The sequence below is a fragment of the candidate division KSB1 bacterium genome (assembly GCA_034506335.1).
In the GTDB taxonomy this organism is placed as follows: Bacteria; Zhuqueibacterota; Zhuqueibacteria; order JANLFK01; family Oleimicrobiaceae; genus Oleimicrobium.
In genome coordinates this window covers 1-12,758 of record JAPDPR010000070.1, presented here as the reverse complement: position 1 = coordinate 12,758, position 12,758 = coordinate 1, and the positions used below count along the sequence as shown (strand labels likewise).

At 61.5% G+C, this 12,758-nt stretch carries 10 protein-coding genes; all 10 read left to right on the top strand.

Annotation, left to right across the window (positions count from 1 at the left end):
* On the top strand, positions 1 to 601 hold a 601-nt coding region (locus ONB25_14350; protein ID MDZ7394066.1), incomplete at its 5' end, for a PA14 domain-containing protein.
* Between the two features lie 31 nt (positions 602 to 632).
* On the top strand, positions 633 to 1,844 hold the full coding sequence (locus tag ONB25_14345) for an acetate/propionate family kinase (GenBank protein MDZ7394065.1): 1,212 nt from the start codon (positions 633 to 635) through the stop codon (positions 1,842 to 1,844).
* Between the two features lie 28 nt (positions 1,845 to 1,872).
* The gene (locus ONB25_14340; protein MDZ7394064.1) at positions 1,873 to 3,687 is read left to right on the top strand and encodes an L-fucose isomerase; all 1,815 of its coding nucleotides are present in this window, start codon (positions 1,873 to 1,875) and stop codon (positions 3,685 to 3,687) included.
* 29 nt (positions 3,688 to 3,716) lie between these two features.
* Positions 3,717 to 5,192, top strand: coding sequence for a rhamnulokinase (locus tag ONB25_14335; GenBank protein MDZ7394063.1), 1,476 nt, complete (start codon positions 3,717 to 3,719; stop codon positions 5,190 to 5,192).
* Positions 5,193 to 5,222: 30 nt separating this feature from the next.
* A complete protein-coding gene (locus ONB25_14330; protein ID MDZ7394062.1) occupies positions 5,223 to 6,887 on the top strand; it encodes a solute:sodium symporter family transporter in 1,665 nt (554 codons plus the stop codon).
* Positions 6,888 to 6,903: 16 nt separating this feature from the next.
* Entirely contained in the window at positions 6,904 to 8,361 is a 1,458-nt protein-coding gene (locus ONB25_14325; GenBank protein ID MDZ7394061.1) for a pyridoxal-dependent decarboxylase, read from the top strand.
* A 330-nt stretch (positions 8,362 to 8,691) separates the two neighbouring features.
* A complete protein-coding gene (locus ONB25_14320; protein ID MDZ7394060.1) occupies positions 8,692 to 9,213 on the top strand; it encodes a DoxX family protein in 522 nt (173 codons plus the stop codon).
* Positions 9,214 to 9,230: 17 nt separating this feature from the next.
* Positions 9,231 to 10,817: a Gfo/Idh/MocA family oxidoreductase gene (locus tag ONB25_14315; protein ID MDZ7394059.1), complete on the top strand. Its 1,587-nt coding sequence runs from the start codon at positions 9,231 to 9,233 to the stop codon at positions 10,815 to 10,817.
* Positions 10,818 to 10,860: 43 nt separating this feature from the next.
* Entirely contained in the window at positions 10,861 to 12,072 is a 1,212-nt protein-coding gene (locus ONB25_14310) for an MFS transporter (protein MDZ7394058.1), read from the top strand.
* A gap of 27 nt (positions 12,073 to 12,099) precedes the next feature.
* Positions 12,100 to 12,758, top strand: a 659-nt coding sequence (locus ONB25_14305) for a Gfo/Idh/MocA family oxidoreductase (GenBank protein ID MDZ7394057.1), incomplete at its 3' end; no start/stop codon positions are given.

Genomic DNA, 12,758 nt, shown 5'->3' with positions numbered 1-12,758 from the left:
TACTACCGACGGGACCGACCCTACTGCCTCGTCACCGCTGGCCGGGGAAGCCCTGTGGTTAACCCAGACAGCCACGGTCAAAGCCCGATGCTTTCGCGGCAAGAAACCACTCTCAGCAGTCAGCCAGGCGGATTTCTTGAAAGTGCCTCCTCTTCCTCCGGCGCGCGTTGCCGGCCTTGCCAGCGGGTTGCACTACGACTTTTACCACGGCGTCTGGGACGCTCTTCCAGACTTTGACTCGCTCACTCCCGTCAAATCGGGCACGGTCTCCGGATTCGACTTTGCCCCGCGAGACACAACCGAGCACTTTGCCTTTCGCTATACCGGCTTCCTGCGCGTGCCGCGAGATGGCGTGTACCGCTTCTTCACCGTTTCCGACGATGGCAGCAGCCTGTCCATCGCCGGGCAACTGGTCGTAGACAACGACGGGCTCCACAGCGCGCTGGAGCGCAGCGGCGCGATCGCCTTGGCAGCAGGGTTTCACCCCATCACGGTCACCTTTTTTGAAAGGACAGGAGGCGACGTCCTCCAGGTCTTCTGGACCGGGCCTGGAATAGAAAAGCAACCCATTCCTGCAGAGGTCCTCTTTCATCGTCCCTGACTGTTGCACAAGGCCAAGGAAAGGATCAGCAGTGAATCTCATCATCTGCAACATCGGCTCAACCAGCCTCAAGTTTCAGCTCTTGGAGATGCCCGCCGAAATGGAGCGGGCGCGTGGCCATGTGGAAAGGATCGGCTCCACGGAGGCCACCATTACCTACTGGGTGGCAGGCGCCCAGGTCGCCCGGATGACCGCGGCGGTTGCCAACCACCGCGAGGCGGTGCAGGAGGCGCTGTCCTTCCTGACTAGCCCGCCGCATCAGGTGCTGGGAAGTGTGAGAGAGATCGACGGCGTAGGTTTCAAGACCGTACAGGCAGGCGAACTGAGCGGGTCGGTGCTTTTGACTGACGAGGTGCTCCAGGCCATGGAGGACTTTGCCGAGCTGGCACCGGCGCATAATCCCCCCTACCTCGCTGCCATCCGCATGTTCCGGCAGCTATTGCCCTCGACTCCTTTGGTGGGCGTGTTTGAGCCAGGGTTCCACACTTCGGCGCCCGACTATGCCAAAGTCTACGGTGCCCCCTACGAGTGGTTTGCCAACTATGGGGTGCGCCGCTACGGTTACCACGGCGCCTCCCACCGCTTTGTCGCGCAAGAAACCGTGCGGCTGCTGCATCTTCCCCCTGAGCATCACCGCATCATCTCCTGCCACCTAGGCGGCTCCTCCTCCCTGTGCGCCATAAAAGATGGCGTGTCCGTTGACACTTCTATGGGCTTTACCCCCCAGTCCGGGCTCATCCAGGGTACGCGCATCGGCGACATGGACCCGTTTGTTTTGCCATACATCATGAAGAAAAAGGGCATCACTTTGGACCAGGCTTTGCAGGAGTGTTGCACCAATGGCGGTCTCAAGGGGCTTTCGGGGGTCTCCGAGGACATGCGGGATATCAAAGCTGCGATCGCACGCGGGGATAGGCGGGCCTTGCTGGCACGCAACAAGTTCATCTACGATGTTAAGCGCTACATTGGGGAATACCTGGTGATTCTCGAAGGGGTTGATGCCATCGTCTTTGCCGGCGGCATTGGGCAGAGCGACGCCGAGCTGCGAGCCGAGGTCTTGGCATCGCTGGGGTTCTTGGGCATGAAAGTGGAGCCGGAGCGCAACCGGGCCCACGGCCCAATCATTTCCGCTGACGATTCGCGCATCGCCGCGCTGGTGGTGCGCACTAATGAGGAGGTTGTGGTGGCGCGCGAGACCATGCGCGTCATCAAGTCCACGAAACAAGCAGAGCGGAACGCCTGAGCCACAAACACAAGGAGACACAGGAACAATGGCAGTGAAGAACGACTTTCCCCTAGTTGCCCCGCACAATCGCCTGCGTGGGGCCCTTCCTAAGATCGGGATTAGGCCCGTGATTGATGGTCGCCGGCAAGGAGTGCGCGAGTCGCTGGAGGCCCAGACCATGCAGATGGCGCGCAATGCGGCGCGTCTACTCAGCGAAAACTTGCGCCACTACAACGGCCTGCCGGTGGAGTGCGTAATCGCCGACACCTGCATAGGGGGCGTGGCGGAAGCTGCCGCAGCGGCAGAAAAATTCGCGCGCGAGGGCGTGGGAGTATCCCTGACCGTCACCCCTTGCTGGTGCTACGGCACCGAGGTTATGGATACCGATCCATTGACCCCAAAAGCGGTCTGGGGATTGAATGGCACAGAGCGGCCAGGCGCGGTGTACTTGGCGGCGGCGCTCGCTGGCTACAACCAACTGGGGCTCCCCGCCTTTGCCATTTACGGCCGCGACGTGCAGGACGCCGCGGACACGACCATCCCTGATGATGTGGCGGACAAGCTCCTCCGCTTCGCCAAGGCCGCGCTCGCCGTCGCTACCATGCGCGGCACCTCCTATTTGGCGATGGGCGGCGTGTCGATGGGCATTGCGGGCTCCATCGTCGACCCCGGCTTTTTGCTCCACTACCTGGGCATGCGCTACGAACACGTAGATATGAGCGAGTTTGTCCGCCGACTCGAAGAAAGGATCTTTGCCCCTGACGAATTCGCCCGCGCGCTGGCGTGGGTGAAGAAGTACTGCCAGGAAGGAGAGGACCCCAACCCGCCGGAGCGGCGGCACAACCGCGAGCGCAAGGAATGGGAGTGGGAGACGGTGGTAAAGATGACCATCATCGCCCGCGACCTGATGGTGGGTAACCCGCGCCTTGCAGAGCTGGGCTACGGCGAGGAGGCCCTTGGGCACAACGCCCTGCTCGCGGGTTTCCAGGGTCAACGACAGTGGACGGACCACTTCCCTAATGGGGACTTTTTGGAAGCCATCCTTAACTCGTCGTTCGACTGGAACGGGATCAGGCAGCCCTACCTGATGGCCACCGAAAACGACTGCCTCAACGGGGTGGCGATGCTCTTTGGCCACCTGCTCACCGACACGGCGCAGATCTTTGCCGACGTGCGTACGTACTGGAGCCCGACTGCGGTGCGGCGCGTCACTGGTAAGAAACTCAGAGGCCGCGCCGAAAATGGCATCATCCACCTCATCAACTCCGGTTCTGCCTGCCTTGACGGCTGTGGCCAGCAACGACGCGATGGTAAACCAGCCATCAAGCCTTTCTGGGAAATCACCCCAGATGAGGCAAAGGCCTGCCTAGATGCCACGCGGTGGTGCCCGGCGGACTTGGGCTACTTCCGGGGCGGCGGCTTCTCCTCGCAATTTCTCACCATGGGCGAAATGCCAGTGACCATGTCGCGCCTCAACTTGGTGAGCGGCTTGGGCCCCGTGCTGCAGATCGCCGAGGGGTACACAGTGGATCTGCCCCTTGAGGTGCATCAGACTCTTGACCGGCGCACCAATCCCACCTGGCCCACTACCTGGTTTGTGCCGGTACTGACCGGCGAGGGCCCGTTCACCGATGTCTACTCGGTGATGGCACACTGGGGAGCAAACCATGGGGCAGTCAGCTTTGGACATATCGGCGACCGGTTGATCACGTTAGCCGCCATGCTGCGCATTCCGGTGGCCATGCACAATGTGCCGCGGGAGCGCATTTTCCGGCCCACCGCCTGGGGCGCCTTCGGCACCAAAGACTTGGAAGGTGCAGATTTCCGAGCGTGCAAGAACTTTGGCCCGCTCTACCGGTGACAAAGCACAACAAGGAGACGCAATCAGGGATGGGAGCACGCAAGTACCTGGCATTCGACTTTGGCGCGGAGAGCGGGCGAGCCATGCTGGGGGTTGTGAGCGATCGCAGCATGGAGCTCCATGAGCTGCATCGCTTCGCCAACCGCCAGGTGACGCGCCAAGGCCATTTGCATTGGGACATGAACTATTTACGAGCCGAACTGGAGCGTGGCCTGGGGGCAGCCGCTGCTGCAGGGCACAAAGAGCTCTCCGGCATCGGCGTAGACACGTGGGGAGTGGACTTTGGGCTGCTCGACGACAAGAACCAGCTCATCCACGATCCTTACGCCTACCGCGACGCTCGCACCGCGGGCATGATGGAGAAGGTCTTTGCGCTTGTTCCGCGCGAAGAGCTCTACCGCCTGACCGGCATCCAATTCATGCAGTTCAATTCACTTTTTCAACTGGCGTGCACAGCCTGGACCGAGCCGGACCGCCTGGCGGAAGCGCGGACTCTCCTTTTCATGCCGGACCTATTTACCTTCTTCATGACCGGTGAAAAGAGCTGCGAGTATACCATCGCCTCCACTTCCCAGATGCTTAATGCGCGCACGCGCACCTGGGAGACCTCCCTGTTCGGCCGACTGGGACTTCCGGAGCACATCTTTCTGCCCTTAACGAAACCAGGCACACGGGTTGGACCGCTGGCTTCCCAGGTGGCCGAGCGCACTGGCCTGCCGCGTGTGGACGTAATCGCCCCGGCTAGTCACGACACTGCCAGTGCCGTGGCAGCAGTCCCAGCAGGCAGCGGCTCTTGGGCCTACCTGAGCTCCGGCACGTGGTCACTGTTGGGCGTCGAGCTCCAGGAACCGGTTATCAGCGAGCAGTCCCTTCAAGGGAATTTCACCAACGAAGGGGGTGTTGGCGGCACCATCCGCTTTCTGCGCAATACCATGGGGCTCTGGCTGCTGCAACGCTGCAGGCGCGACTGGGAGGCGACGGGCACATCGCTGAGCTACGAGGAACTCGTGGCGCTCGCCAGGGAGGCCGAGCCTTTCGGGGCGCTCGTAGACCCTGATGACCCCTCATTTCTCAATCCGCCAAATATGCCCGAGGCTATCGTAGCCTTTCTGCGCAAGACCGGGCAGGCGATACCGGACAGCAAAGGTGGGTTTGTGCGCTGTATCCTGGAAAGCTTGGCCCTCAAGTACCGTTTCTTGCTGGAGAGAATCCGGCTGATCACCGGCGAGCAGCCGCAGGTGCTGCACATCGTGGGCGGCGGCTCCCGCAACGAGCTCCTGAATCAGTTCACCGCCGACGCCACCGGCATACCCGTGCTGGCCGGGCCGGTGGAAGCTACCGCGGCAGGCAACGTAGCGATCCAGGCGATGGCTACTGGACAGATCGGTTCGCTCACAGAGGCCCGCGCCCTTATCGCTCGCTCTTTTCCGCTGAAAGAATACCGGCCTCAAGAGAGCGCAGCCTGGGAAGATGCCTACGGGCGCGTAGCGCCCCTTTTCCAGTAGAACAACGCACCAGTCGAAGGAAAGAACCAGATGGGACTGACGTGGATTGACCTCGTAGTGTTCATTGGCTTTCTGGGCACTGTCATGGCGGTTTCGCTGTACGCCGGCCGCCGAGAGCGCACCTCGGAGGACTACTTCCTTGCGGGTCGCAAGTTGACGTGGTACCTAGTGGGCTTTTCACTCATCGCCTCGAACATTTCTACTGAGCACTTTGTAGGAATGGCAGGATCTGCATTCGGCCGCGTAGGACTGGCCATCGCCAGCTACGAGTGGATGGCGGCCGTCACGCTGGTGATTGTGGCATGGTGGCTGCTCCCCATCTTCCTCAAGGCCGGTATCTACACCATGCCCGAGTTTTTGGAGTACCGCTATGATGTCGCAACCCGCACCATCATGGCCACCTACATCATGGCCGCCTACATCATTGTGCTGCTGGCGACGGTGCTTTACAGCGGCGCAGTGGCGCTGAATGCCATCTTTGACATACCGCGGATGTTCGTGGAGCACTTCGGGATGGAGCAAGCGCGCGCTGAGCACTGGGCCAACATCACCGGCATCTGGCTCATCGGCATTATCGCCGGCAGTTACACGATCTACGGCGGGCTCAAGTCGGTGGTCTGGTCTGACCTTTTGCAGGGTGCCGGGCTGCTCATCGGCGGGGCGCTGGTGACCGTATTGGGAATGAGCCTCCTGGGTCAGGGGAACCTGCTGCACGGCTGGCAGGTTTTTGCCAGCGCCAACGCCCACAAGCTGCACGTGGTCCTGCCCTGGAATGACCCGGATGTGCCCTGGCTGGCGGTATTCATAGGGGGCTTGTGGATTCCTAACCTGTTCTACTGGGGCCTTAACCAGTTCATCACGCAGCGCACCTTGGGCGCCAAGAGCGTGGCCGAAGGGCAGAAAGGTATCATGCTCGCGGCGATCTTGAAGCTCTGCATCCCATTCATCATCGTTATTCCCGGCATTATGGCCTACCAACTTTTTGCCAACGAGATTACGGTAGCCGACAAGGCTTACCCGCACATGATCAGCAAGATTCTGCCGCCCCAGCTGCGCGGGGTCATGTTGGCGGCCCTTGCGGGCGCAGTGATGAGCACCTTCAACTCCGGGTTGAATTCCGCCTCGACGATCTTCACCATCGACATCTATGCCAAGTACCTGCGGCCGCAGGCATCGGCAGGGCAACTGGTGCGCGTGGGCCGGTGGGTCACCACCGTCATTGTAGTGGTGGCCTGCCTATGGGCGCCGATCATTTCCCGGTTCAAGGGGGTGTTCAGCTACATCCAGGAAATCTGGGGGTTCATCTCCCCGGGAATCGTTGCCGCGTTCTTGGTCGGGCTGGTGGTCAAGAAGGCACCCCCGGCGGCGGGCAAGGCGGCCATGCTCATCGGCCTGCCGCTGTACGGCTTTTGTCGGTTCGGACGTTTCATTTGGTACATCCCAGGGCTGAAGCACTTTGCGCCAGGTGTCTACCGCGCGGTGGCCGCCTTCAACTCCTGGGCCTTCCTGCACCACATGGCGCTGGTCTTCATCGTGCTCGCAGTCTGCATGCTGGTGATCACTCGACTGCGGCCGCTGGAAAACCCCAAGCCGTTGCCGGTTTCGGGGCTGGACACACGCAACCACCCGCGGGTCTACCTCATGGGTGGGGTTGTGATTGCTCTCACCGCCACACTGTACGCAATTTTCTGGTAGCTATGAGGAATGGTCCATGGGCGTTCACCAAAAAAGTGAGGGGGAGGCGTGGTCGCCGGAGGAGTTCCGACAGTACGGCAAGCAAGTCATCGACTGGATTGCCTCCTACTTTGAGCGCTTGCGGGACTATCCGGTCCTCTCGTCGGTGAGTCCGGGCCAGATTAAGGCCCAGCTTCCACCCACGCCTCCCTCGGAGGGAGAGCCTTTCGCCGACATCCTGACCGACTTTGAGCGCGTGCTTTTTACCGGCATCACACACTGGAACCATCCTCGCTTTTTTGCCTATTTTGCCATTACCGGCTCGGCACCTGGGGTTCTCGGTGAGCTCTTGTCCAGCGCGCTCAACGTGAACGCCATGCTCTGGAAGACCTCGCCGGCTGCGACCGAGTTGGAGGAGGTGGTGTTGGATTGGCTGCGGCAGATGTTAGGTCTTCCGCCGGAGTTTCGCGGCGTGATCAACGACACCGCCTCGGTCAGTAGCCTCTGCGCCATGGCCGCGGCGCGCGAGGCAGCCGGCCTGGCCATCCGGGAGCAGGGACTGAGCGCGCGTCCGGACCTGCCAAGGCTGTGCATGTACACCTCGGATCAGGCCCACTCCTCCATCGACAAGGCGGCCATCGTGCTGGGCATTGGGCAGCAGTGGCTGCGCAAGATTCCCAGCGATCGCGAGTTCCGGATGGATGCGCATGCGCTTGAGCAGGCGATCCTCGCTGATAAGGCCGCGGGCCTGCGGCCCGTGTGCGTGGTAGCAACCATTGGCACCACATCCACCACAAGCGTGGACCCGGTGGCCGAAATCGCCGAACTTTGCGCCCAGCACGACATTTGGCTCCATGTGGATGCCGCCTATGGCGGTGCGGCCGCCGTGCTCAGCGACAAGCGCCACCTTTTCGCCGGCTGGGAAAAGGCCGATTCCATCGTGGTCAATCCCCACAAATGGCTCTTTACGCCCATCGACTGCAGCGTGCTCTTTTGCAGGAGGCCCGAGGTGTTGCGCCAGGCCTTCAGCCTGACGCCTGAGTACCTGCGAACCGCGGAGCAGGACCAGGTGACCAACCTCATGGACTATGGTGTCTCTTTGGGGCGGCGCTTCCGTGCACTAAAGCTCTGGATGGTCATCCGTGCCCTGGGCACGCAAGGCATGGCAGAAGCTTTACGCAGGCACTTGACCTTTGCCGAGCGCCTTGCCGCACTGATCTCCGCGCACCCGGACTTTGAGTTGGTGGCGCCGGTGCCGTTCAGCACCGTGGTCTTCCGCTACCGGCCACAGGGGCTGCCCGAGGAGCTGGTGAATCAGCTCAACGAGCGCCTGCTCGACGCGGTCAACCGCACCGGCACGACCATGCTCTCCCACACTGTGCTCCGAGGCGTGTATGCCCTGCGCCTTGCCATCGGCAACCTGCGCACCACCTGGGAGGACGTGGAGCTGGCCTGGCGGGTGGTACAGGAGGAGGCGGAGCACGTCAGGACATAATCGTACCGGCACAGAAGTCTTTCACCACCGCTTCGTTGCCGTTTCCATCTTTTCCCTTGACTTCCACCGCGAAATTCCTTATCTTGCGTGCACGGGCGGCGCATGGTCTGCCGCTCCAGTGGCTTTTGGAGTGCGACCTCTGGAGGGAGGACGTGGCACAGGCAAAGCACTGTCATGATACCGCACGCTGGCTCAAGACCATTGCGCACGGGCGCGCCGCCCGTATGAGCCACAGATGCGCACAGGCCCCACCTCGCCCGTCTTGCCACCCACCCCCTTGGCCCGCGATGGCGCACAGATTCACACCTTTCACATAGCTGCGAGGAACTCATGGCACAGCACACATCACAACGCGAGAGGATGACCTGCTCTGGCTGGCAGCTGGGTGTACTAGTCGCCCTGCGTATCCTCATCGGCTGGCACTTTCTGTACGAAGGGGTGGCCAAGCTGCTGAACCCGTACTGGTCCTCCTCAGGCTACCTTCTGGAAGCAAAGGGCTTCCTTGCCGGTTTTTTCACCTCCATCGTGGCCAATCCCACGGCGCTGCGCATCGTGGATTGGCTGAACATCTATGGCTTAATCGCCATCGGCTTGGGGTTAATCTTAGGGTGTCTGACGAGGCCGGCAGCCATTGCTGGCGCCGTACTTCTGCTCCTGTACTACCTGTGCAACCCGCCGATGGTGGGCTTCAAGTACAGCGCGCCAAGTGAGGGGAGCTACCTCATCGTGAACAAAAACCTCATCGAGTTCTGCGCGCTGGTGCTGTTAGCGCTCTTCCCCACGGGCAGGATCATTGGGCTGGACCGGTTGCTGTTCGGCCCGCCGCGGTCATTTGACCCGCAACATGCATGACGAGAGGAGATCGTTCCATGGCTGAAGACAGTGCACGTAGAGGTAAGACTACGGAGAAGGGGCGCAAGGGCATCGGCAGGCGCGAGGTGCTCAAGGGGCTGGCCTCGGTGCCGGTGCTGGGCCTGTTCGCCTATGGGCTCCTGAAAAAGCGCTCCTTAGATGAGCTTCGGCGCAAGGAGATTCTCTCCGAACTAGGCCTGGGCGAAGCGCCCGCAGTGCTGCCGAAGACCACCGGCAAGAAGGCCGGCGAGCTTATCCGCTTGGGCATCATCGGCTTTGGCGGGCGCGGCGAAGACCTGATTCGTGCCGCCGGCTTTGCCCACCCGGACTGGGTGGAGAGTAAGCGCAAGGACGCGCAGCAGAATAAGCTGGACAAATGGCTGGAGGACTGGCTCAAGCAGGAGGACCTCAATGTGGCCCTCACCGCGGTGTGCGATGTGTTTGACGTGCGCGCCGAGCGGGGCCTGGCAGCCTCCAAAAACGAGGTCAGACCCGGCGGCCCACCCCTGACCGCCGCCAAGCGCTACCGCCACTACCAGGAGCTCCTGGCCAGCAAGGACGTAGATGCTGTCATCATCGCCACGCCTGACCATTGGCACGCGCAGATGGCCATCGACGCCGCAGAGGCGGGCAAGCACGTCTACCTGGAAAAGTGCATGACCCGCACCGAAGAGGAGGTGTACCGCCTCCACCAGGCAATCACGCGCAGCGGCGTCGTCTTCCAGCTCGGCCACCAAAACCGGCAGCAGGAGACGCACGCCAAGGCGCGAGAAATCGTGCAAAAGGGCCTGCTGGGACCTATCACCCTGGTGGAGACCACCACCAACCGCAATTCGCCTGGAGGGGCATGGGTCTATGAAATCCACAAGGACGGGAGCCCGCAAACCATCGACTGGGAGCAGTTCCAGGGGCCGGCGCCGCACAAGGTGCCGTTCAGCCTGGAGCGGTTTTTCCGCTGGCGCTGCTGGTTCGACTATGGCACGGGGCTATCCGGCGATTTGCTCTCGCATGAGTACGACGCGGTGAACCAGATCCTGGACCTGGGCATCCCCCACTCGGCCGTAGCCTCAGGCGGTATCTACTTCTACAAGGATGGCCGGGATGTGCCCGACGTGTTCCACGTTGTGTTTGAGTACCCGGAGCGCAACCTGACGCTCATCTACAGCGCCACATTGGCCAGCAATCGCAACCGGGGCAAGGTCTTTATGGGGCACGATGCGGCCATGGAAGTGGGCGGCGTGCTCACCGTCACCGTGGACTGGGAGTCCACGCGCTTCAAGAAAAAGCTGGAACAGGGCATCATCGACCCGTCACTGCCGCTCTTCACCTATCACCCGGGCGCCAAGGGGCTCGACGCGGTCACCTCGGCCAGCGAGCAGTACTTTGCCTCCCGCGGGCTGCTCTACACCTACCGCGAGGGCAAGCGGGTGGATGTGACTCACTTGCACATCAAGGAGTGGCTGGACTGCATCCGCAACGGTGGACAGCCAAGCTGCAACATCGAACGCGGCTTTGAGGAGGCCATCACCTGCCACATGGCGACCAAATCGTACTTGGAGGGGCGCAAGGTCTACTGGGATCCGGTCAAGCGGAGAATTGTCTGATAGGCTGACCACGGCACTCTGACTGAGCAGAGCGGAGGGTTCCATGTCGACAAAGACGAGACTCGGCATCATGATGTTTCTGCAGTACGCCATCTGGGGGGCGTGGGCGCCGGTGCTTTCCGAGTACCTGTTGAACACCTTGGGGTTCACCGGCGTGCAGGTGGGGTGGATCTATGCAGTGTTGCCCCTGGCAACAATCGTGGCGCCGTTTCTGGGCGGGCAGGTTGCCGACCGCTGGCTTGCCTCCGAAAAGGTGATCGCCCTCCTGCAATTGGCGGGCGGCGTGGTCCTGATCGTCATGTCGCGCATCACCTCCTACGGCACCCTGCTGCCGCTGATGTTCTTCTACTGCTTGCTCTATGCGCCGACGTTGGCCATTACCAACTCCATCGCCATGATCAACCTGAAGAGCTCCGAGAAGGAGTTCGGCGGCATTCGCGTGTGGGGGACCATCGGCTGGATCGCCGCCGGGTGGCTGCTGGCCGCCTGGCGCTACGCCGGGCAGAGCGTGATGCTGCGCGGCGACACCCTTTTCTTGGCCGGGATCTTTTCCCTGATTATGGGGCTGCAGGCCTTTAGCCTTCCACACACGCCGCCGAAAAAGGAGGGCGTCAACCCCTTCGCCTTCCTGGAGGCGCTCAAGATGCTGCGGGAGAAGAACTTCTTGGTCTTTGTCACCATCACCTTCGTGGTCGCCACCGAGTTAGAGTTCTACTACATCCTCACTGCGCCCTTCTTGCAGTCGCCGGTGATTGGTCTGCCGGCCAAGTCCATTTCCGCGGTGATGACCATTGCCCAAGTGGCAGAGATATTCGTCATGGCCTTTCTCCTCGCGGTCTTCTTGGAGAAATACGGCATGCGGAACACCTTAGCTATTGGCGCGCTTGCCTGGCCGGTGCGGTACATCATCTTCGCCATCGGAAAACCGGCCTGGCTGGTGATCGCCTCCTTGGCGCTCCACGGGTTCTGCTACGTGTTCTTTTTCACGGCTGCGTTCATCTACGTGGACAAAGTAGCGCCCAAGGACATCCGCGCCTCAGCGCAGAGCTTGATTGCCATCATTGCCCTGGGTCTTGGGCGCTTCTTGGGGAGCCTGTTTGCTGGCTGGATCAAGGACACATTCACGGTGGAAGGAGTGACCAACTGGCGGATGGTGTTCATCGTCCCCTGTGCGCTGACCATCCTCTGCGCGCTGGCTTTTGTGCTCTTCTTCCGCGAAGAGCGGGAAAGAGGCAAAGCCCCAGCGAGCGCATGAAGGTGTAGCAGAAAGTGAGGTGAGCGTATGGAAGCAACGCGGCTTGGGGTCGGAATCGTTGGGGGCGGATTTGTGGGGAGTTTCCACATCAGGTCATGGGTGGGGGTGCGCGATGCCGACATCGTGGGCATTGTGGACAAAAACCGCAAGACGGCGCAGGCGGCGGCCACGTTAGCCAGGAAGCTGCGTGTCGGGGAGGCAAAACCGTACAAGAGCATCACCGAGATGGTAGCTGACCCTGGCATTCACGCCATTTGGATCTGCATTCCTAACTACGCACGGCTGGAGGTGATGGAAGAAATCGCGCACGCCATCGAGACCGGCAAAGGGGAGCTCATCGGTGTGGCGTGCGAAAAGCCTTTGGGCCGCACGGTTGCCGAGGCGCGCAAGATGCGCGACTTGGCCAGAAAGGCGGGGTTGCTGGACGGTTACCTAGAGAATCAGGTTTTTTCTCCGGCAGTGGTCAGGGGCAAGCAGATCATCTGGACGCGCGGGGCGGCGATAGCCGGGCGCCCCTACCTTGCCCGGGCTGCGGAGGAGCACAGCGGTCCGCATATGCCCTGGTTCTGGGAGGGCACACTGCAGGGAGGCGGCGTACTCAACGATATGATGTGCCACTCGGTGGAGGCGGCCCGCTTTATGCTCACCCCTCCAGGTGCCCCACGATCGGTGCTCACCCCGGTGAA